This window comes from Alkalihalophilus pseudofirmus, from assembly GCF_029094545.1.
In the GTDB taxonomy this organism is placed as follows: domain Bacteria; phylum Bacillota; class Bacilli; order Bacillales; family Bacillaceae_D; genus Alkalihalophilus; species Alkalihalophilus pseudofirmus.
Genome location: NZ_CP117835.1, coordinates 981,799 through 1,002,630, shown reverse-complemented (window position 1 = coordinate 1,002,630; position 20,832 = coordinate 981,799). Strand labels below are relative to the sequence as shown.

General features: G+C 38.7%; 21 protein-coding genes. 2 read left to right on the top strand and 19 right to left on the bottom strand.

Annotation, left to right across the window (positions count from 1 at the left end):
* Positions 1-26: 26 nt before the first annotated feature.
* The gene (locus PQ478_RS05110) at positions 27-599 is read left to right on the top strand and encodes a hypothetical protein (RefSeq protein WP_012957991.1); all 573 of its coding nucleotides are present in this window, start codon (positions 27-29) and stop codon (positions 597-599) included.
* Between the two features lie 317 nt (positions 600-916).
* Here PQ478_RS05110 and PQ478_RS05105 read toward each other — a convergent pair whose 3' ends face one another.
* Both PQ478_RS05105 and mtnN read right to left on the bottom strand, forming a co-directional pair.
* Complete coding sequence (locus PQ478_RS05105) at positions 917-1,153, bottom strand: YrhC family protein (RefSeq protein WP_289236047.1); 237 nt, start codon at positions 1,151-1,153, stop codon at positions 917-919.
* A gap of 82 nt (positions 1,154-1,235) precedes the next feature.
* Complete coding sequence (gene mtnN, locus PQ478_RS05100) at positions 1,236-1,931, bottom strand: 5'-methylthioadenosine/S-adenosylhomocysteine nucleosidase (RefSeq protein ID WP_289236936.1); 696 nt, start codon at positions 1,929-1,931, stop codon at positions 1,236-1,238.
* A 164-nt stretch (positions 1,932-2,095) separates the two neighbouring features.
* Here mtnN and PQ478_RS05095 point away from each other — a divergent pair, with 164 nt between their 5' ends.
* Positions 2,096-2,308 (top strand): YrzA family protein, encoded by a 213-nt coding sequence (locus tag PQ478_RS05095; protein WP_012957988.1) that lies wholly within the window; start codon positions 2,096-2,098, stop codon positions 2,306-2,308.
* Positions 2,309-2,379: 71 nt separating this feature from the next.
* On the opposite strand, the gene ppc is transcribed toward PQ478_RS05095, so the two are convergent.
* The 17 genes from ppc to PQ478_RS05010 all read right to left on the bottom strand — a co-directional run bounded on the left by ppc (position 2,380) and on the right by PQ478_RS05010 (position 20,758).
* Entirely contained in the window at positions 2,380-5,136 is a 2,757-nt protein-coding gene (ppc, locus tag PQ478_RS05090; protein WP_289236046.1) for a phosphoenolpyruvate carboxylase, read from the bottom strand.
* Positions 5,137-5,492: 356 nt separating this feature from the next.
* Positions 5,493-6,665: a Ger(x)C family spore germination protein gene (locus PQ478_RS05085; protein WP_289236045.1), complete on the bottom strand. Its 1,173-nt coding sequence runs from the start codon at positions 6,663-6,665 to the stop codon at positions 5,493-5,495.
* Positions 6,662-8,113, bottom strand: a complete 1,452-nt coding sequence (locus tag PQ478_RS05080) for a spore germination protein (protein WP_289236044.1) — start codon at positions 8,111-8,113, stop codon at positions 6,662-6,664. Before PQ478_RS05080 ends, PQ478_RS05085 begins: the two co-directional genes overlap by 4 nt.
* Entirely contained in the window at positions 8,110-9,189 is a 1,080-nt protein-coding gene (locus tag PQ478_RS05075) for a GerAB/ArcD/ProY family transporter (protein ID WP_289236043.1), read from the bottom strand. The genes PQ478_RS05080 and PQ478_RS05075 overlap by 4 nt, the downstream gene beginning before the upstream one ends.
* Before the next feature lie 97 nt (positions 9,190-9,286).
* Positions 9,287-11,551 carry a molybdopterin-dependent oxidoreductase gene (locus PQ478_RS05070; protein WP_289236042.1) on the bottom strand — a complete coding sequence of 755 codons (2,265 nt, stop codon included), beginning with the start codon at positions 11,549-11,551 and terminating at the stop codon, positions 9,287-9,289.
* A 167-nt stretch (positions 11,552-11,718) separates the two neighbouring features.
* Positions 11,719-11,868 (bottom strand): hypothetical protein, encoded by a 150-nt coding sequence (locus tag PQ478_RS05065; RefSeq protein ID WP_012957981.1) that lies wholly within the window; start codon positions 11,866-11,868, stop codon positions 11,719-11,721.
* 3 nt (positions 11,869-11,871) lie between these two features.
* A complete protein-coding gene (locus PQ478_RS05060; protein WP_289236041.1) occupies positions 11,872-13,101 on the bottom strand; it encodes a Ger(x)C family spore germination protein in 1,230 nt (409 codons plus the stop codon).
* A complete protein-coding gene (locus tag PQ478_RS05055) occupies positions 13,098-14,186 on the bottom strand; it encodes a GerAB/ArcD/ProY family transporter (RefSeq protein WP_289236040.1) in 1,089 nt (362 codons plus the stop codon). The genes PQ478_RS05060 and PQ478_RS05055 overlap by 4 nt, the downstream gene beginning before the upstream one ends.
* 8 nt (positions 14,187-14,194) lie before the next feature.
* Positions 14,195-15,703, bottom strand: coding sequence for a spore germination protein (locus PQ478_RS05050; protein WP_289236039.1), 1,509 nt, complete (start codon positions 15,701-15,703; stop codon positions 14,195-14,197).
* Positions 15,704-15,827: 124 nt separating this feature from the next.
* Positions 15,828-16,214, bottom strand: coding sequence for a YwqH-like family protein (locus PQ478_RS05045; protein WP_289236038.1), 387 nt, complete (start codon positions 16,212-16,214; stop codon positions 15,828-15,830).
* Positions 16,207-16,989 (bottom strand): YfjC family protein, encoded by a 783-nt coding sequence (locus tag PQ478_RS05040; protein WP_289236037.1) that lies wholly within the window; start codon positions 16,987-16,989, stop codon positions 16,207-16,209. The genes PQ478_RS05045 and PQ478_RS05040 overlap by 8 nt, the downstream gene beginning before the upstream one ends.
* A 56-nt stretch (positions 16,990-17,045) precedes the next feature.
* Positions 17,046-17,381, bottom strand: coding sequence for a hypothetical protein (locus tag PQ478_RS05035; protein WP_289236036.1), 336 nt, complete (start codon positions 17,379-17,381; stop codon positions 17,046-17,048).
* A complete protein-coding gene (locus tag PQ478_RS05030; protein WP_289236035.1) occupies positions 17,381-17,950 on the bottom strand; it encodes a PH domain-containing protein in 570 nt (189 codons plus the stop codon). The genes PQ478_RS05035 and PQ478_RS05030 overlap by 1 nt, the downstream gene beginning before the upstream one ends.
* Positions 17,951-17,960: 10 nt before the next feature.
* On the bottom strand, positions 17,961-18,755 hold the full coding sequence (locus PQ478_RS05025; RefSeq protein ID WP_289236034.1) for a YfjC family protein: 795 nt from the start codon (positions 18,753-18,755) through the stop codon (positions 17,961-17,963).
* A 36-nt stretch (positions 18,756-18,791) separates the two neighbouring features.
* The gene (locus PQ478_RS05020) at positions 18,792-19,121 is read right to left on the bottom strand and encodes a hypothetical protein (protein WP_289236033.1); all 330 of its coding nucleotides are present in this window, start codon (positions 19,119-19,121) and stop codon (positions 18,792-18,794) included.
* Positions 19,122-19,135: 14 nt separating this feature from the next.
* On the bottom strand, positions 19,136-20,476 hold the full coding sequence (locus tag PQ478_RS05015; protein ID WP_289236032.1) for an LXG domain-containing protein: 1,341 nt from the start codon (positions 20,474-20,476) through the stop codon (positions 19,136-19,138).
* A 3-nt stretch (positions 20,477-20,479) separates the two neighbouring features.
* Positions 20,480-20,758: a YwqI/YxiC family protein gene (locus PQ478_RS05010; RefSeq protein WP_289236031.1), complete on the bottom strand. Its 279-nt coding sequence runs from the start codon at positions 20,756-20,758 to the stop codon at positions 20,480-20,482.
* Between the last annotated feature and the right edge of the window lie 74 nt (positions 20,759-20,832).

The following is a 20,832-nucleotide window of genomic DNA, read 5'->3' as shown; positions in this document are numbered from 1 at the left end:
TAGCTAAAGAGATAGGAGTTATCCATATGAATCGATTTACTCTACTTATTAAAGCGATTTTACTAGATCGAGAAGCCTTTCGCACGCTTGCTGAATCACCTAAAACGAACCGCATCGGAATGCTGCTTGTTGTTCTGCTAGGTGCAGCGTATGGGCTGTTTTCTGTTCAAGCAAACAACGCCTATGTCAGCAGTTTTGAATCACCCCTGCTTCGTGACTTTGTTGTTCCTGTAATCTTTATTATCTTTGGAATTATAACCATTATTTTAACTCGATTTGCTTTTACTCTACTCCTTTGGGCAGGGGCTCGCGGCTTTGGCGGAGCTGGATTGCTTCGTGTTCAATACCGTCTTTCTATTATTATCTTAGTACCGAGCTTTCTAGCGATGCCTACGCTGATCGGCATGCAAGCTGGTTACCCGATCTCTGCTATTCATCTCGCGTTGCTTGCAGCAGGAATTGCTTGGATGTATGTGTTGGGAGTTCGCGCGATGGAAGCAACTCAAAGCTTTAGAGGATTCCGATCATATGGATCTGTACTAGCAATTTTTATCTTTTTTGCTTGTATCTATTATTTAGTTATTCCACCTGCATCTTAAAAGCAAACCGCCAAGCAGCTCATGCTCTGCTTGGCGGTTTTTGGTGTAAATGAGAGCATCGCAGTGTGGGATTGCGTCGATCGAGAAAGGAATTGTGTCCCTGTTTAGTATTAATGCGTCTGTCTGAGGAATTATTATATTCACTTTGAACTTTATTGCGCCAGTTGAGTTTAATTGCGTTACTTCAAGTACTAATTGCACCTATATATTTGCTGATTGGGTTACTATCAATTGTTATTGCGTGGACCGACTGCTCAGTCCACCTCTCTTCATTAAGCAAAACAAAAAATGCGCCTCGTCTGCCGAAGCGCATGATATTATTCATCTTCATACATTTGTTTTTGTGCATTCATCGCTAAACGGTGACAAACCACTGCTAACCCCATTGTAAGAAAGACTCCTACAATAAATCCGCTAGGCAGCGAGACAGCTTGTCCATCAGCCGGAATAATTAATCCAATAAACAAAAAGGCACTTAACGACAGCAGGATAAAACCAAAGCGCTTATAATCAGCTACTTTATCTTTTAACTCTCGCATCTTCTTCTCTGTCATAATACGTCCCCTCCTACTCTATCACTTATGATAGCATGTTTAGAGAGGATATGATGATGCAATATCCGCCACTATAGGTAACTTATTCCGCTAATGCTTCAACCATTAAGATGACTTGATTTGCTGAATTAACAGATGCTGTTTCTAAAAACTTCTCATAAGATACTTTTGCATCACTGCCAGCAATGTCAGATAATGAACGGATAATAACAAACGGCACCTTAAATTGGTGACACACTTGCGCAATGGCGCCAGCTTCCATTTCCGCACATTGAGCAGCAGGGAAAATCTCTTTTAATTCAAGTACACGTGCATGATCACTCATAAAGGAATCCCCAGAGACAATCAATCCTTTTACAGTGTTTACTCCTACTTTTGCAGCTGCCTTATCAGCAATAAAAATTAACTCGTCATTCGGGTCATAGAAGGCAGGCATTTGCGGTACTTGACCAAATTCATAACCAAATACCGTTGCATCTACATCGTTGTAACGCACTTCCGTTGAAATAACGACATCCCCTACGTTTAAGCCTTCTTTAAAACCGCCAGCTGAACCTGTATTAATAATACGATCTGGTTTGTATAATTCAATTAAAAGTGTTGTGCCGACTGCAGCATTTACTTTCCCAATACCCGATTTAAGCAGTACCACATCGACTCCTTGTAAAGTACCGTGGTGAAATTCACATCCAGCAATCGTTTTATCTTCTCTATTTCCGAGTTTGCTTTTTAGTAATTCAACCTCTTCATCCATTGCACCGATAATTCCAATTCTCATTTCCTTCATTCCTTTCACTCAAACAATCTCTTCCTAGTATACACAGCAGAACTCATGAATTCACTTATTTTCTTTTGAAAACGAATTTGCTATGATTTAAAACAGATAAGTTATTTCAAACAGATAAAACCGAAAAAGATAACACCTTACTAGGAGTGGTGACATTGAGTATCCAATTAGAACGAATTGAAGATAAAGTTGAATGCTTTGAAGCAACCAGCTTCAAAGAACTTGAACAGCGTATTAATGAGAAAATTGATGTGAATAAAGCATTATTACTAGAAGTAGCGCAAGTGAATCATCATGTGTACCCACATTTTAAAACAGGGCAGCCTATCTATACAGCGGTGGTTCATTTTAAAGCAAAGCAACTATAAATTGGTCTAACTATAAAATAAAGCCATCTCAGGAGAATGGATCTCTTGAGATGGCTTTAAAATGTTTTTCATCAACCCGTATTCACAAGTCCTGCTGCTACTCCGCTGATTGTGAGCAATACCTCGGTCATTAACTCATCAGATGGGTTTTCTTCTGCACGCATTTTTGAGATTAGATCGACTTGTAAGAAATTAAGCGGATCGACGTACGGATTACGTCTATGGACAGATTCTTGAATATTTGGCGAGTGATCTAGAAGTTCTTCGCTTTCTGAGATTTTTAATAAAATCTCTTTTGTGCGAATATACTCTTCACTAATATCACCAAAGATTCGATCTGCAATTTCTTGGTCTTCTACTAAATTCATATATTCTTTCGCCGTCTTTAAATCGGCTTTCATTAGGGCCATTTGCAGATTATTAATCGTTGAATGGAAAAACGGCCAGTTATTGTACATTTCGCGTAATAGCGCCAGGTTCTCTTCGCTCTCATTTGCAAACGCGCTGAGACCACTCCCTGCTGCATACCACGCTGGGATCATTTGACGAGACTGCGTCCACGCAAATACCCACGGAATCGCACGTAAATCTTCAAAGCGCTGACTTCCTTTACGGCTCATTGGACGCGAACCAATATTTAAGGCACCTAGTTCATTTAACGGTGTTGCTTGTTTGAAATAGGTTAAGAAGTCTTGATCTCCAAAAACAAGCGACTGGTATTTTTTCAGCGAGTGTTTAGACGCTTCTTCCATTGCCTCTTCCCAAGCCTCTTTACGCGAATGTCCTTTTTTCGTTTGGATCTGTGATGAAGCTGATGCCTCTAACAATGCGGACGCTGCCTGTTCAAGGTTTCGATAAGCAATATCTTCAAGAAGATAACGCGAGGACAGCACTTCGCCTTGCTCCGTAATTTTCACTCCATCACCAAGCGTCTCTGCCGGCTGGGATAAAATACTGCGGTTAAGCGGTCCGCCTCCTCGTCCTAGCGATCCGCCGCGGCCATGGAAGAACTTCAAACGCACTTGATAATCCTTTGCCATATCATGAATTTCCTGTTGAGCTTTAAAGAGCTTCCAGTTTGCCGTAAGTGTTCCGCCGTCTTTACTTCCATCAGAATATCCAAGCATAATTTCTTGATGGTTGCCGCGCTCAGATAAATGGTTGCGATATACATCCATCTCAAACAATGTCTTCATAATACGCGGCCCAGCTACTAAATCATCAACCGTTTCAAGAAGCGGTGCAACATGAAGTCCGCTGTCTACTGTACCATCAGCATGCAGGCGGTAGATTCCAGCCTCTTTAGCTAGTAATAGCACTTCAAGCAAGTCACTTGAAGACTGCGTCATACTTACTAAATACACTTCAATAGAGCGGCTGCCAAACTCACGATGTGCTTGCTTAATCATGTCAAATACTTTTATCACTTCTTGTGTTTCTTTTGAGTAATCTTCTTTCAGAAGTAAGAGAGGTCTTGGGTCCCTTAAAACATCTTGCAGGATAGTCAATTTCTCTTCTTCTGTCAGGGAAGCATAATCATCAGTAATTTGTACAGCTCTTAAGATCTCAGTAATTGCCGCCTCATGCTCGCCACTGTGATTACGAATATCAAGTGTTGCTAAATGGAATCCAAAAAGTTGTACCTGACGAATTAGCTTTCGTAATGTTTTTAGTGTGCGGTTTGCTGGTTGATGCTGTTCTGCACTCTCTTTGATCAGATTTAGATCTGCTAATAATTCCTCTGCATTTTGGTAAGCTGCTTTATCCTCTTTGCCAACAGCACGAATTCTTTTTAAAATCACTTGAAACTTACGACGATATAGCTCTGTTTCAATCAGCCATTCTTCTCCGTCCTCCAAATAATTAGCTTCATCTGCTTGAACTGATTGTAAAAGCTCGTCACTAATTTGTACACGAGTCGTTGTCTGACTGAAGCGTTTCATTAAATCAACTAGACTCTCTTTATACTTCTTTAAGACAAGGCGTCTTTGGAGTTTCAGTGTTTCCCACGTCACTTCTGGCGTTACGTTTGGGTTGCCGTCGCGGTCCCCGCCAATCCATGATCCAAAATGAAGGAAGTTTGGCACGGACCATTTGTGATTAGGGAACTGTTCATCGAGCTGCACTTCTAATTCTTGGTGTACTTCAGGAATAACTTCAAATAACGTTTGGTTGAAATAGTGCAACCCATTTTTCACTTCATCAAGAACTGTCGGCTTACGATGACGAAGCTCATCTGTCTGCCATAACGCCGTTACCTCGTTAAACAGGCTGTCCTCTAAACGGCGGCGTTCTTTTTTCGTTAGTTGTTGATTATCAAATTCTTGTAAGATTGTTGAGATACGTTTTTGCGTTTCGAGTACCGTACGTTTCGTTGCCTCTGTCGGGTGTGCCGTAATAATAAGCTCAATCGATAAATCATTCAGCACTTTCTGCATCACTTCATCCTCTGGCTCTAACTCTTTTACAGCTGACACTGCACGTTCTAAAGAAAATGGCTGGCTTACTCCCTCTTCATTCAGCTGGTATTGTCTTTGGCGGCGGATTCGGTGATTTTGTTCCGCAATATTTACCAAATGGAAGTAAATTGAGAACGCGCGAATTACTTGCTGACGTGTTGGTGGTTCAAGTGTCGCAATCTCTTCTTTTAATGCGTTATATGTCTCTTGGTCATGGTGTTGACGCAAGGATTTTGTTTTTTCACGAATGGATTCAACTTTGTTTAGGAGATCAACTCCACCATGGTGGACAAGAATTTCTCCTAGGATATTACCGAGCTTTTTTACATCATTTCTTAATAATGTATTTGCATCATTGACTTCAATCATTCAAACATCCTCCTCATACTCTAAACTTAGAAACGGCCCATAGGGACACACTAAGTCCCGACAGGTCGATATGTGTCCCTAAGAAATTATAGGACTCTCATCAGGTTTTTATTATCTTACCTGATAATGCTTTAATACGCAAATATTTTTCTGACTATTCAGCCTTTAGGTGTTACTCTTATTCATTTAAGTGTTAGAAAAAGTAACATTAAGCCTTGATTGTTACTTATCTTAACATAAATATAGATTTCATCAATTCAAATTGCTCATTCAAAAGCTCTGAAAGCGTTAACATCAAAACATTTTAAAGCAACCTAAGCCAAGGCAATAACTAGCCTCGGCTCCACTTTACTCATTTATTTAATGTTTTTCATATCAAGTGATTTATTTAAGATGGCTCCCGTATGCTTAATGTTTAAATGAATGGTTATTTCATTAAGAGAGTCTTCATCAATGAAAAGCTGACCATCTTTTTTTAACGTTAACCATTCTTTTGGGTGCTTTCTAAAAAACTGATGCTCTAAATTTAAGAAGTCTACATTATTTTCAATTCCTAATTGATAGAGCGCTAAAATTTCATCTTCGACCTCTTTAATTGATTGTTTATAAATTTGCGGGATTACGAGGTGATGGTTTTCGTTTCGGTTCGTAAAATAGCCTCTCATCGATACCACAATGTCAAAAGACGGCTTCCCCTCTTTTATACCTGGATTTGTTCTAGGTACAGGGTCTTTTATAACCATCACATATTCTGTATTATCTTCATCAGGTACGACCAATGAGGCCCTTTGTGTATCTGGAATAAGCCAACGAAGGCCTTCTAATTGATCAGTTGTGAAGAAACCTTTAAAATGATCATTTTGAATAAAAAATGCCCCATTGATTTCTAACTTCGGTTCGTCTTCACCATTCTTTTCCCACTGAGTTCGATCAATCGAAAGTGAAGGAATAAAGGTAGTTTGTGAAGGTTCAAACATTTCCCTTGCCAGACGCTGCAATTTTATTGGTCTTACCTTTGAGCTTTGCTCATAGCTTCTCATTGGATTATGCATCACCGTGTCAAGAGAGGTTTTAGCGAAAAACCCCGTTTGACTTAATACTTCTTCTATTGACTCACTTGTACCAAAAACCCAAGGCGTTAAACGAAATTCATAGTACCTTGTTAAGGCATCAAAGATGTGTTGAAATCCTTGATCAAGGGCTGAATCACTTAAAACAATAGATGTTACATGTGCCCATATAATTCTTTCTTGTGCCGTTCGATACACTTCAAAAAAAGCTTCTTCAAAAGTATTAGCAACGGCTTTTGAGACGAGCATTTGTGACTCTCCTGCACTGCCTCCCTCTGTAGTCGCAACTTGATCAAGGTTTACCATTTGAATATAACTCTCATATTTCCCGTCTTTAAAATCAACACCGATAGCTGTTGCATAATTGGCATTTTGAAGTTCTTTAATATCACTGCATCCAGCTAACAAGAAAACACTTACTAAAAGGATGACGGATCTCTTACCTAAAGTTCCTATCATGATTTCCTCCGTTTCAGCATAGGTGCGGTAAAATCTCTTCGCTTAAAAGGGTTCAGCAGTAATGCAGCTGGGATTTCTTTTAAACTTAAAGAAGAAACTGGTTCAAGGTATGAAAGCTTAAACGACTGAAGGTGACACAAATAAATGAGTACACTAAATACCGTAATAAAAAATCCATACACTCCTAAAAATGCCGATACGACTAAGCAGTAGATCCGCAGCACACTGACTGTACCGGTCAATGATTGATTGACGAGCGTGTAGGTCGCAACTGCACTTAGTGCAATGACAACGATAAGCGCCGGTGATGCAAGCCCTGCACGAATCGCCGCATCTCCAATAATTAACCCACCTACAATTGATATTGTCTGGCCTAATGCTTTTGGCATCCTGACCCCTGCTTCTTTCAACAGCTCAAACAAACCTAAAATGAAAATGCCTTCAAGCGCATATGGGAAGGGCAGACCCTCCCTTGCAATAACTACTGTTGCGAGCAGTGGAAATGGCAGCTGATCTATATTTACAGAAGCAATGGCAATCCAAAAGCCTGGCAAGAAAATAGCAATGGTTAAAGCAACCACTCGGATAATACGCTGGAAAGCAATTAAATAAAATGGATAGTGAACATCCTCAGGTGACTTAATCAATTCGAATAAATTAATGGGTCCGATTAACACAGTCGGTGATCCATTCACAATGATAATAAACCGGCCTCGCAGCATGCACTCTACCACAAAATCAGGGCGCGTAATATAATCAAACAAGGGAAATAGAGAAAAGGAACGGTCAGACAGCCATTGTTCTAATTGGCCGCTGCTTACAATCCCTTCTGTTTCAAGGCCTTCCAGTCTTTTTCTAACTTCCTTTATGACTTCTTTGTTAGCTTTATGTTCCAAATACAAAAGGGCTACTTTAGTTTCAGTTTCAGACCCTAGCGTAAACGTTTCACTATATAATCGCGGTGATTTTAACCGCTTTCTAATCAGAGCAATATTAGTATGAAGTTCTTCTGTAAAAGAATCTTTCGGACCTTTAATTGATACTTCAGTGGTGGATTCCTGCGGTGTACGCTGTGGTATTTTCCCAATATCAATTGCCTGAAAATGTGGATTTCCTTCTTTAAAAACAATCAGGTAACCAGAAAAGAGTTTTTCAATCAATAAATCAAAGTTATTTACTTCAAAACTAGGAGGCAGCCCTTGAAGATATGCTTTCTCGTCATGGTGATCGCTTAAATTGCTGATAACAGCCATGTAATGATCATTGTATTGGGCGTGATCAATCATCCCTTCACAATAAAAGGAGAGAACTGCATTTGGTTCCTCTTTACACTCTAGATCTTCAAATCTTGCCAACAACTCTTTAAGTTCTGGTATCGTCAACGTTTTGCTTTTTAATTTTTCATCTGCTGTTATTGACTCCGGATAACGTTCTATCTTACGTTTCATAGGCTTTGTGCTCCTCCTTTCTTTCTAGGTAAATAACTAATCACAAGAAGGAAAAGGGTCATTAAAAACCCAAAAATTAATACTGATGGGTAGAAATATCTCCCTAAAAAAGTCTGCATCCAAATATCACTGATCGGGTAGATTGACACAGCAGAAAGAATAATCCCCACTAATACAAGCAGCATTTGTTTTGTCTTCTCGGTATATTTTCTCAAAATGTCATAGAGGATAAATAAACATAGTGAAACTCGAATGGTTGTTCCGCACAGCAGCTGTAATACTGCTAAAAAATCAACATGAGAAATATGTTCTCCGATCATCACCAGCCTCCACTGTTCAAAAGCTGGAAATCGCATATTCGCTGCCACATTAGGTCCAAAAGCTGCAATAGAGCCTAAAGTCGGCCCTAGTACTAACCCTGTTAAAAGAGAAATTAAAATAATGAAGTGTTTTAGATAAAATGGCTTATTAAGGTGGTGCTGTAACAGCACGATAAAAAGCAGGTCGACACTGCCTCCAAGAACGATGATTGTTCCCTTAATCAGCGGTTCACTGCCATACATTAAAACTGGAAGCATATAAGAATATGCTTTTTCCCCCATGGTAGAAAAAGCAACTAAATGCCCAAGTATCCAAACGACAGGCAAAAAGAAAGATGAAAGGTAGACAATTGTTTTTAAATTATAGTAAGCAGCTAAGACACATAACAGAAGAAATGGTGCAACAATTAACCAAATAGGTGTCACCGGTAAAAAGTAGATATCTACACTTTGTGTGAAATCATAAAACGTGATGGCCGCTGTAAAAATGATATAAATAATAAATAGAAGAATAACGATTGTCGCCACTGCATGTCCAGCTCTCTCACTGACCCAATCAACCAGTTTTTTCTGTTTATTCCGTTTGATAATGAAATGGAGCAGTACACCCCAAATTAAAAGGAGGCCATACCCTATCAGGACACAGATCCAGGCGTCACGTTTTGCTGCTTGAAGAAGATGAGGAAGGATAAGTACATGATTAGAAATACCAATAAATAACAATAACACAAAGATGATTTGCAGTCGTGAAAACATGGTAATCCTCCTCCTTCTTTAGCATTTCATTCCTTAACTTGTGTCAAATGGTTATGGTGTATTCTTAGATCTTCTAAAATTTAAAAAACGCTGCCGGTTACCCGACAACGTCTTTATTGGTATCACATCTGCTTACCGATACTGGTATTCCATTAAATATCGCATTTCCAGACACTGGATCAATTAAACGATCATTACTTAATCGATTTGAATTCACCCCAGCATTCTTCCTCCCCTGTTCAAGCTGAATCCCATCCAAATCATGTCCCCACCCATGCGGAAGAGTGACAACACCTTCCATAACGTCATTCATTAATTCAACCCGGACTTCTATTTTCCCTACTGCCGACTCTACACTGACTATACTTTTATCTTCAATATGATGTCGGTTAGCATCTTTTGGGTGCATCTGTAATGTACAACGATTACTACCCTTCGTTAGTTCTGTAATATTATGCATCCATGAATTATTCGACTGCAGCTGTCTTCGGCTGACTAATAATAGGTGATCTGCATTCTTATCACGTTTTCCTTTTAAGCGTGTTAAATCCTTCATTAAAAGAGAGGGTGCCATCTCTATCTTTCCTGAAATAGTGGTAAGCACTTGTGGAAGCCTGGATTTTAAAGGGCCTAAATCCTTACCATGCGGATACTTCTCACTAAGGACTGTTAAAGATAGTCCACTAGGAACCTCTCCGAAAAAGTCACCATATTCACCTGTTCGCAATAAAAAATCAAGCATTCTTTCCGGCCCTCGTCTATGGGAAAGGTTTGAAAAGATTTCAGCTGGGTCCTTGTTCGAAAGAGGTGAATTCTCGTTACGCTGCTCTTTTTTTATAAGCTGCATAACGGCATAATCATCTAGTGCACGTACAGGGTCATCCCCAAGCTTTTCATCCATCACTGCTGCAGCTAACTGAAGCAGGATTTCCCACTCATCGAGCTGATCTTCAGGCAGATCAAATACTTGCTTTGAATAATGAGCGATATTTCTTACGGACAGCTGGTAAAAGGATAAATCATAATGCGAGCGTTCTAGTGCAGAAGGAGCAGGCAGCAGCACATTCGCATGTCTAGTCGTTTCATTTAAGTAACAATCAACACTGACCATAAATTCAAGTGAACTTAATGCTTGTTCTATTCGTTCACCATTCGGTGCGGATAATACTGGATTCCCTGCGACTGTTAGTAAGCCTTTAATTTGGCCCTCTCCAGGCGTTTCAATTTCTTCAGCCAAGCATGAAATCGGAAGTTCTCCTAGCACCTCGGGTTGTTTTCTAATTCTTGAATGAAACCGACCGAACCGATCTGCTTTTTTCTTGCCGCCTGCATTTTTTGAGCCGGCTGCTGCACTGGTGAACATGACTCCTCCTTCTTTATCAAGATTACCTGTGACAATATTAATCACTTCTATTAACCAGCTGTTCATTGTTCCAAACGTTTGAGTACACGTCCCCATTCGACCATAAACAATTGCACGTTCTGTTTTTGCAACCTCTCTAGCAAGTTTCTGTATGATGTGAACTTCAATTCCGCAAGTAAGACTTAACTCTTCTATTGAGAAGTCATTAAGGGCTTGCTTTAAGTCTTCTAATCCGTTTACATAATTTTCTGCCCTCCCAAGATCTTCTAACCCCTCTGAGAAAATCGTGTGGAGAAGTCCTGCTAAAAAATAGGCATCCGTACCAGGAATAATAGTATAGTGCTCATCAGCAGCTTTTGCTGTAACGGTCGATACCGGATCAATGACCACCATTTTCCCGCCGCGTTTTTGAATATTTTTGATCCGCTTTCTCATATTTGGAGCAGTCATTAGGCTCCCATTTGAAACTAGCGGATTTGCACCGAGTACTAAGAAGTAATTCGTACGATCGATATCTGGAATAGGTATAGAAAAGTCACTTCCATACATCCATTCTGCTGTCAGCTGCTTAGGGATTTGATCCATCGTACTTGCGGAATATCGATTTTTTGATCCAAGTGCCCTCAACAAAATTGGAACATAGAGCATACCAGCTAGATTATGAACATTTGGATTGCCTAAATAGCTCGCTACCGCATCTCGACCGTCCTTTTTTATAATGGTCTGCAGACCTCTTTTCACTTCCTCAAATGCTTCTTCCCAAGACGTTTCCCGCCACTTGCTTCCATTTCGTATCATCGGTTTTTTAACCCGGTCTGGGTCAGAATATAATTTATCTAAATGAAAGCCTTTTGGGCATAAGTATCCCTTACTAAAAGGATCTAAAGTATCTCCTTTAATTGCTGTTACTTTATCACCTTCTGTATGAATTTCTAATCCGCATGTTGCTTCACATAGTGGACAGGTTCTGAAATGAACTCTCTTATCTTTCTCTTCCATTCATTAACCTCCTCCAATTTATACCTACTAGTCAGTATGTTAATTTTATAGAATATTCAATTAGTTGGCAAGTATGTTTTATAATGAGTAGTTAATATCACCCTATTTTTAAAACGACAGCCCAATCAAAAACCCTTCGCTTTATAAAAGCGAAGGGTTTTACCTAGTTACATGACATATTGGCTGAGTGGTGAGATCAACACAATAAGAGCCACAACTCCAACAGCTATTCCACCTGCTTTATTTCCTTTGTGGTAATATTCTTTTGCATAATAACCTGTATAAATTGCTGCTCCAACAGATAACAGCCATATCATCTCTTAATCCCTCACTTCTCTCATATCTGTATTCTGAATAAGTTTCCCAAAGCGAATCGCTTCCATATCAAACTTTACGTCAATGTTAGCATTGGGGTAAATTCGATTATTCCAGTCTGCTTGTTCATATTCTTGTATTGTTCTAAAGTATCGCCTGACGTAAAGTGACCAGTAAAAAGGCTCAGATCCATATACATCTTGTGACTTCTTGATTAGTTTTCCTGCTTCTTGATTAAACTTTTCCTCAACTGCTCTTTCAAGCATTTTAAGATTTTCTTGATTCGTCCCATATTCGATGAGACTAGGGACTGCTAATAGTTCCAAGTGAAACGGAACAACCACATCGATTTGAGCTGGCTCATCTTCTTTCATCTTTATAGAAATATTTGTTGTTCGCTCTTTTATGAGACGTGCAGATATGCGGTGCACCTCAGACTTCGGATCTGGAAAATTAATTAATATGTCCTCTATATGCTGAGTATTATCAAGAATCATTGAAAGCCTTGTTTCTTCACCTGTTAACGTATCTATCATAACTCCCTCTTTAAAAACAGCGGATCCAATAAACTGTGTGTCCTGTTCCCCTTTTTGCGGGACTTGACCAGCGTAAAATTCGTCTTCTAATGCAGGTTTATCTTGTAGCCTTGTAGCAGTTGCATAGATGCCTAAAAACAAATCAGCATCCCCTTCTGTAATTTGAAAAAAGCGATGAATGTCTGCATCAGGAATCAGCCCTGTACTGCTCGATTGCTGCATCATAAGCTGATAATACTTATGGGGCTTTACTTCAAGCGGAGGATCATTGTTTGCAAGAAATTCACTTGCATTTTCTCTTGTTATAATAAGCTGCACTCCTCTTCTAAACGCCGCTGCTCTAGTTGTTGCTTGTAGGACATTTAATAACTCGCCAGAACGCGCAAGCTCTTCAGAAACAATTAATACTTTTGTCTGATCAAGATTAATTTCTCTGGCAATGAGAGTGTTAGCGGTACTTTTTGCCGCGATTATATCATTGGCTTGTATCGTTATATTCTTTTGAAGTTCACCCTCTGCTTGACCTCCTCTTAACTGCCCTTGAGCTACCTGAAAGGAGATCTGATATTGTCCATCATCTTCTGCCTTATCTATCCCCACTGCAATAACAAAAGCCTGCTGTTCAAGCTCTGTTTTATCATAGCAGCCTCCTAGTATTAATAAACTAAGAACAATTATCAAACCTTTAGTTCTCTTCACCTCGCTAACTCCCCCTTACTTTTAGCCACAGCCCACAAAATGAGTGGCAGTATGATAAATAAAGGAGTTGTCAATGTTAGGAACATATCGCGATAAACGAGTACATTTTGAATTGGATTATTAATAGACATACCCAACACTATAGCTAAAAAGAAGAAAACAGCTAACAAAGGTTTGAATGAAGTGATTGAAAAAACAGCTGCAAAAATCCATGTGGTAAAATAAAGATAAATCATAAATCGTATAAATGCTGCAAATAACCAAAAGATCATAAAGAAGGCCTCAACATTTGTAAAATACATTCCAACAGAAATGTATTGGGTCACTTCATGGAAAGGATAAGCCACTTGGTCGATCGATTTATAATCAAAGAAGAGGCTGTACATGAGAAAAAACAAAGTTAGTTCAAACAAGGTAAATGCGCCGCCAATGTAAGCCGTTTTATGAAATGTTTTTGTTGATTTCAAAGAGGTGTAAGCCATTGTTAAAAGAAAGAGATCTCCAAAAATTGAAGCCTTTTTAACCCCTTCAATAACTGTCACCATCATTCCTTCGCCCCAAATGGGAAATACTCGCATCCACACGACATCTTTTAGCACTAAAACTAATAAAATGAGTGCAATCACTTTAATAAATGGAGTTAAGATCCAAGATGTTGATGCGATGACATTCAACCCTTTTCTTGCACCAAACAAAATGACAATGAATAAAACAGTATATAATGCATACTGCGGAGATTGCGGGAAGAAGATGGAACTTAGTTCATCTAGATAATTTCTGCTTTCTAAAACTAGTGATACAAATGCCACTAGGAATAGTACTACGCCAACTAATCCACCCATCCACTTTCCTAACAAATGATAAATAAGGTCCATTAAATTCTTATTCTGGTAGGTACGTAATAAATATAGAAGCAACAAAAAGGGCGCCAATAAAGTTAATGCTCCCGCAAAAGGCATCATCCAGAATGCATTTTTACCTGATTGAGCCAAAATGGCAGGAGTCATACTTGTAATTTTTGTTCCAATCGCTAGAACAATGATTGAGAAAAATTCACGTCCGCCAATTTTTTGTGAATGTTCCATATAATCACCTACCTCATGCTGTTTTTCTTCATATCCCTCGGATGAATCTGACCAGGTCTAAATATTTCCTTTGTTACAGGACCTCTGAAGACCGTATCGTTTCCGGAACGAAAGTGAGGAGAAAGAGGAGACAAAAACGAGACTCCAAATGATCTAGCAGCCGCAGCATACATCAAACATAATATAAAGGCTCCTATTATTCCGAAAATGCCATAGGTCGCAGCCGCAAAAATAAAGACAAATCTGATCATACGAATCGTGTAATTTAAACTTACATCCGCAATAGCGAAAGACGATAAACCCGAGAGTGCTACCACAATGACAACAATCGGACTTATTACATTTGCCTCAACTGCTGCCTGTCCTAATATGAGAGCACCGACAATCCCTATTGTTGGTCCAAGAGGGCTTGGAATCCTTAATCCTGCTTCACGTATTAATTCAAATGCGAACTCCATCATGACGATTTCAAATACAAGCGGAAAAGGAAGCTGCTCTCTTGCTCCTGCTATAGCTAAAAGTAAATCAATAGGTATCATTTCCTCATGAAAATTCGTCACTGCAATGTAAAAAGATGAGATAAATAAAGTAATAAAAACCGCAAGCAAGCGAATCAACCTTGAGAAATTACCATAGAGCAGCCTTGAATAATGATCTTCTGGTGAGTGAAAGAAAGACCAAAAGGTAACTGGAAGAATGAGCGCTGCAGGAGAGTTTTCCATAATGATTGCGATGTACCCATCATCGATGTAAGCTGCTGTTCGATCGGGTCTTTCAGTATATAAAACACTTGGGATTAATGAATAGGTTCGCTCCTCAATAAATTGCTCAAGCATTTCGATACTCCTGACACTATCTACCTCAATTCGTTCAATACGTTTTCTCACTTCATTTAACACGTTCTCATCTACCAGATCGTTCATATACAAAATCGTGGCCTCACTCTTGCTTCTAACCCCTACACCCATACCCTCGGCGATAAAATGTGGGTTAGAGATCCTCTTTCTTAGAAGCGATAAATTTACCGAAGCTGATTCTGTAAATGCTTCTTTTGGCCCTTTAACAAGCACTTCATTCTCTGCTTTCTCAATACCGCGGTGCTCATAGCTTGCAACATTAAAAGCCAGCCCGTTTGAACTTCCTTCTTTAAGGAAGATCACATATCCTTGATGAATATATTCGCTCACATCCAACAGATCATTTACGTCACTAATATGTTCAACTGAAACAATATCTCTAATATCTTTCCCATTCTCAGTTAGTAAAGGAGAGATAATCGATTGTTCGACTTTATCTAGATCCACAGCCGTTGCATAAAAAAAGAGTGCAGCTCTTGAATCCATCCCTTTTATATGTATATCCCGAACAACAAAGTCTTTGTTAATAGAGGCTGAATATAATTCTTCAATCAACTCTATGTTATGTGTTAATTCATCACTTAATGGAGAAGTAGTGATGTCAGCTGCTTCAGTTGATCTTGAATGCTTCATAAACTTTCGCTTCAAATGATAAAGCATGCGTTTCACCACCTCATCGAGTTCTTCTTAATTAGCCTAACCCAAACTCTTGGAATTATTTTGTTAGAATGTTAAGCAGGGTAAATGCTAAAAAAACAACCTGCTCCCACTTGGAACAGGTTGTTTACGCTTCTTGTTTTTGTAGTTGTTCTAGTTGATTTCTCCGATTTTGAAGCTGCTGCGTTTTCGACTCTAATTGTACAGATAGAAAGTTCTGAGCCATTTCAATTTGACGATAATAGGTAGAAAACGAGGAGGAAGTAAGATCATTGTATTGTTCATACACCTCACTCGTGCGAATCGTTTCAAACTCTGCAGCATACTTTCCAGCCCACGTATTTGAATCAAGCTCCGGCAGCAGGAATTGACCTTTGAATGCTGTCATCTCTGCTTCCTGACTTTCTAGCTTGGACCTTGCTTCATTCAATCTGCGCATTTGTTCTTGGATTTGGCTTATATCACCTGATAATATAGCTATACTTTGTCGGACCGTCGCTTCTGTTTCAAACATCTTCTTCCCTCCACTCCATTTGGTTTTCAATCTCAAGAGTGTGCAACCAACCTTCAAGACTCAGCAATTTCAATTCTACTTTACTAGCATTAGAATACGTTATCCCCCATACCCCTTCCTCAGCTGGCAAATGAAAGATCACTTTATTTAAATGGGTATCCTGGTACTCTTCATCCACTGTGAGAAAACTTACACTATCAAGCAGCCTGTCTCTCTTATCTAAACTTCGATTAAACTGGTCAAAGGCATCTCTTTCATGTGGAGTAAAACCAGCCGCTCTGCGAATTTTTCGTCCCCCGCTTTTCTTGCTCATTTCGGCAAACTGATCATCAGTCAGAGTAAATGAGACATCAGCAGCCTCTCTTTTATTAGAATAGCGGTAAAAGTTAGCTATCTCCTTATTAAGATCAGCGTGAGGAAGGACGGTCATTTTATGATCTTCATCTCTCATGAAGATATCCTCTCGCAGCCACGTCCCATTTTTTAATCGACGAAGAATAAGCGTTTCGTTTTTATCTCGATTAATTGCTCGAATGATAGACCGAGCTTGAATATATTTATGGATAAAATCCTGCAGCCATTCAGATACGATATGGTCCTCATCAATCCATTCTTTTTCAAGTAAAAGCTCTAATGCTTTTTCTGAATAATCTCTCCAAAAAAACTCTGTGCGATTAGGAAACATACTGTCGCCAATTTCCTTCGCTTTGTCTTCATAACCGCATAGAGAAATTAACACGATTAACTCTTTTGAAGATAATGTTTCAATGTTCATTGGTTCACCCCCTAGTTGATACTTTTCGAACTTAAAGTGCACCGTTTAAAAATGAATTATGAGAAGCCTAGTAATTCAAGAAACAAACTCAACAAAATGACTACAATGATACAAACAATAATGAAGAAGATGGTCCACACACCAAATATGAATCTTGCCCTCCAATAAGAATTCTTTTTCATAAAGTGTATATAGAAGAAATAAGGAATCCCATGCATGAGATAGAAAACGATATTTAACCCTTTATCAAATGAGGATTCAGGGTGCTTTGTATAGGACCTTCCAAAGAAAGAGATAAAGTGATTACCAAGTATTGCGGGTAACAAAGCACTAAGTATATTTATCCCAATAAGCATGATGATGACAATACCTAAAATATAAATTACAGTCATTATAACTTCACCCACTTGCTTGATGAGCTTCCAACTTCACCCCCTTTTACCGTGTTGCCTAGATGAGGGACACTGATCACCTCATGTTGAGCTACTTCCTCTTTTCTTCTTTGTAAGGAGCGATACTCTTCTATCGAGCAATAAGATAAGTGAGGTGCCTTCTTGAACAACTCTGTTATAAATTCTCTTTCGTTTTCAGGAGAAACACGAATATTCATCGATCCGTCATGAAAATCAACCATAAAGCCACTAAAAGCATACATGAAATTGTAATGAGGGACACGATATAACCCCTTTGTCTCTTGAATGCTTTTCATATTTTTATAATCAAACGTATATGTCTGCAACCCTATTTGTACTTCTAAATACTCGTCTTCTACTACAAATAGTAAACGAAGAAACAACGTAATAATCCACAGCACTAATAACGCATATCCGGTTAATAAAGGGGGGATTAATAATGAAGCATCTCTCCAGCCATACATTACAAAGAACATTACGATAAGACCAATAACAGTTGCTATATTAATAGACAGCATGGGCAGATCCCGTCTTCCTTTAAAAGCCATAAGAATCCTCCTATGCTTGTTCTGCTGGGTTTAAGAACGTAGAATGTATTTTACTTGGAAATTTATTAGAATCTACATTAGTAACATGTACATTTAGATGTTCATCGTATTCCAACATCCATACTCCATTAGTCGAAGCTACGTGAAATAGAACTTCTGTGATTGTATTTTGCTCATTTTCCAGATTGACTTTTATTAAACTCGTATTGTGCAGGGTCCAATTGTTGCTTTTAATAGAAGTAATAAGTTCTTCAAAAGCAGTCATTTGATCATCCGTCATGTTTAGAAGACTTTTCAGTTTAGGAACGTTTTCTTCTTTACTTAATAAATCAAATTGATGATCCGTTAATGTGAAGGCATGATAATTCTCGCCTTTCATATCGATATACTGATTGAAGTGCAGGATATGTTCTGGAATCTCCTGTTCTTCTACAAAAAAGAATTCATGGATTATATCTACAGTAACATGATGCATGAGCCACTTCCCATTAGGGAGTTGATGAAAGAGGAGAGATTCATTAGCTGTGACATTAATAGAACGAATAATTTTTGGAGAATTTACAAAGTGCTTAATAAATAATTGAAGCTCCTCATTTAAAGGTGCCTCGTTATCACTTGATTTTTTAACGTCCCATACCCCTTTCAGCATTAATTGATGTACCGCCCCTTCATACACTGCTTCCCAAGCATCCTCTGATTTTTCCCCTAGTGAAGATTCACCAATTCCTTTAGCAACAGAAGGGTACCCGCATAAATCTACTAGGACAATCAGTTCTTCTGTAGTACATTTTAAAACTGCTTGCATCAAATCACCTCTCATACAAATTCCCTTTACTAAGCTTTATAAGACCGTTACAAGCCACTCCATGAATAAACCAAAAATGACAATAAGGATAAAACTGAAAACAAAAAACGCGATAGACCATAAGAAGAATAAAAATCTAGCTTTCCAATATGTATAGCGAATCATTAGCTTAGTATATACATAATGAGGAAGTCCATAGAGAGCATAAAATACGAAATTCATCCCCTTCTCAAAACTACTATTAGGATTTTTGAAATAAGAACGCTCCATAAATTGAATAGCCCAGTTTCCAATCAGGTTTGCGACCAGAGTCATAGCAAGCTGAATTGAAAAAATAAAACCTATTATTATATAAATTACTAACATTTCATTTCCTCCATTTATTTAAACCAGCTTTTCACAGAGCTTAAAGCCGCTTTAGATATATCAGTAACTTTATTATATGCAGATTCTGCAAGGTCTTTGGCAGAACTTGAAATCTTAGAACCTACATATACTCCACCAACACCACCTAACATAGCACCAACAGCGCCTCCAATAGCAGTACCAACCACAGGAACAGGTATTGCAAATGAGCCTACTACTGCTCCAATTTTCGCACCAGTTATAGCTCCAGCAGCAGCCGTACCAGCTTCAACTGTAGTGCCACTTATAAATCTAGTAGTTCGCACAGCAGCTGATTTATCTCTATTATCGCTGCTTGTAAACTCAGTTAAATTCCCTGCAGCAGTTAAACCTAACCCTATCGGACCTGAAGCACTCCGTACAAATGGGCTGTTGACTACCTTATTTGTAGAGTTTAAAATTTGCAAGCTTTTACTACTCGCAGAATTTCTTTGTAGGTTTTGATTGTTAATAGATGAACTTTTGTTATTCTGGGTTGATTTACTTGAAACCTCATTGTAATTCCCTTTATTTATGACATCCGCATAACTACCTGTAGCGTAGGCTGAAGCAGCTAGTAAATTGGGAGCTATTGATTCAGTATATCCGAAAAAGGTCGAGGTATTAGCAGCAACCTCAAATAATTTATCTGCTTCCCTTATATTCTGTGTATTTTTAACAGCTCTGAATGCTTCATTATCCTTAATCATATTATGGTTAAACTGCTCAATTGATATGGATTGGCTGACGAACATTTCTTCTAAACTTGATGCATAGTTTTGTAGAAGCTGTATATCCTGCCCAACAAATTCCATACTAGGAAGCTGTTCATAGTCGTACTCATACACTTTTTCAACAGTTTCTTCAGATTTTGATTTCGATGCAGCTAACCCGTCGATGACGCGGTTATAGTTGAATTCGGGCAAATATACCACATCTTTGTACATGGCAATAATACCATTCACTTCTTCACCCAGTGTAGTCATCGTTGATTTTAATTCTTGTATTTTTCCATTGACTTCATCTTGTAAAAAGTCTTCGCGAATGAACTCATTTTGATTAAAATACGCATTTAATTGATTCAAGGTACCTTCGAGAGATGCCTCAAATTCTGATAGAATCGTGCGAAGGAGTTTTACAAAAGGGCCATGACAGTAAGTGAAATAATTGATGATCCGAATCGCAGTACGCCCATTAAATCTTGATTCCACACCCAAGAGAGCGGCTTCATTGTGCAGCCAGCTTTCTACTGGAGATAATTGATCCTGCTGTCTCTTAACTTCTTGAAGTAATGATTCTACATTTTCAATCATGGAAGCTGCATCTAATATTTTCACCGTTTACCCTCCTTTAATTTGACGTGATACCTGTTGGTCTGCTTCTTCATACTGCTCCACAACCCGATAAACTTGCTCCACATTCTTTTGCAAGAGTGCCTTATAGGATTGAAGCAGGGATTCCATCGCTTTCATGTTTTTTTCTGCTTCCTTGATTGTATCTAGTTCAGAACGCCCATCAAATGCGACTGTATACTCGGGAGTCACACTATCCAAATGAGATGACAATCGATTCATCTTATTTCTCACTCGAGTTGGTTTTAAGCTAATTTCTTCACTCATATAAACACCCTCCAAACCTACATAAAATGACATTTATAAGTACATTTATCATTTTAAAAGAAGCAATTGGAAAT

Bases quoted from the DNA above. Each gene is read 5' to 3' on its own strand.
- PQ478_RS05030 (WP_289236035.1), bottom strand. From the start codon at position 17,950: ATGGCTTTTAAAGGAAGACGGGATCTGCCCATGCTGTCTATTAATATA.
- PQ478_RS05080 (WP_289236044.1), bottom strand. From the start codon at position 8,113: ATGAAACGTAAGATAGAACGTTATCCGGAGTCAATAACAGCAGATGAA.
- PQ478_RS05065 (WP_012957981.1), bottom strand. From the start codon at position 11,868: ATGATATGGCTGTTATCTGTTGGAGCAGCAATTTATACAGGTTATTAT.
- PQ478_RS05050 (WP_289236039.1), bottom strand. From the start codon at position 15,703: ATGCTTTATCATTTGAAGCGAAAGTTTATGAAGCATTCAAGATCAACT.
- PQ478_RS05025 (WP_289236034.1), bottom strand. From the start codon at position 18,755: ATGCAAGCAGTTTTAAAATGTACTACAGAAGAACTGATTGTCCTAGTA.
- mtnN (WP_289236936.1), bottom strand. From the start codon at position 1,931: ATGAGAATTGGAATTATCGGTGCAATGGATGAAGAGGTTGAATTACTA.
- PQ478_RS05040 (WP_289236037.1), bottom strand. From the start codon at position 16,989: ATGAACATTGAAACATTATCTTCAAAAGAGTTAATCGTGTTAATTTCT.
- PQ478_RS05070 (WP_289236042.1), bottom strand. From the start codon at position 11,551: ATGGAAGAGAAAGATAAGAGAGTTCATTTCAGAACCTGTCCACTATGT.
- PQ478_RS05010 (WP_289236031.1), bottom strand. From the start codon at position 20,758: ATGAGTGAAGAAATTAGCTTAAAACCAACTCGAGTGAGAAATAAGATG.
- PQ478_RS05075 (WP_289236043.1), bottom strand. From the start codon at position 9,189: ATGTTTTCACGACTGCAAATCATCTTTGTGTTATTGTTATTTATTGGT.
- PQ478_RS05105 (WP_289236047.1), bottom strand. From the start codon at position 1,153: ATGACAGAGAAGAAGATGCGAGAGTTAAAAGATAAAGTAGCTGATTAT.
- PQ478_RS05055 (WP_289236040.1), bottom strand. From the start codon at position 14,186: ATGGAACATTCACAAAAAATTGGCGGACGTGAATTTTTCTCAATCATT.
- PQ478_RS05085 (WP_289236045.1), bottom strand. From the start codon at position 6,665: ATGATAGGAACTTTAGGTAAGAGATCCGTCATCCTTTTAGTAAGTGTT.
- PQ478_RS05110 (WP_012957991.1), top strand. From the start codon at position 27: ATGAATCGATTTACTCTACTTATTAAAGCGATTTTACTAGATCGAGAA.
- PQ478_RS05045 (WP_289236038.1), bottom strand. From the start codon at position 16,214: ATGTTTGAAACAGAAGCGACGGTCCGACAAAGTATAGCTATATTATCA.
- ppc (WP_289236046.1), bottom strand. From the start codon at position 5,136: ATGATTGAAGTCAATGATGCAAATACATTATTAAGAAATGATGTAAAA.
- PQ478_RS05035 (WP_289236036.1), bottom strand. From the start codon at position 17,381: ATGACTGTAATTTATATTTTAGGTATTGTCATCATCATGCTTATTGGG.
- PQ478_RS05020 (WP_289236033.1), bottom strand. From the start codon at position 19,121: ATGTTAGTAATTTATATAATAATAGGTTTTATTTTTTCAATTCAGCTT.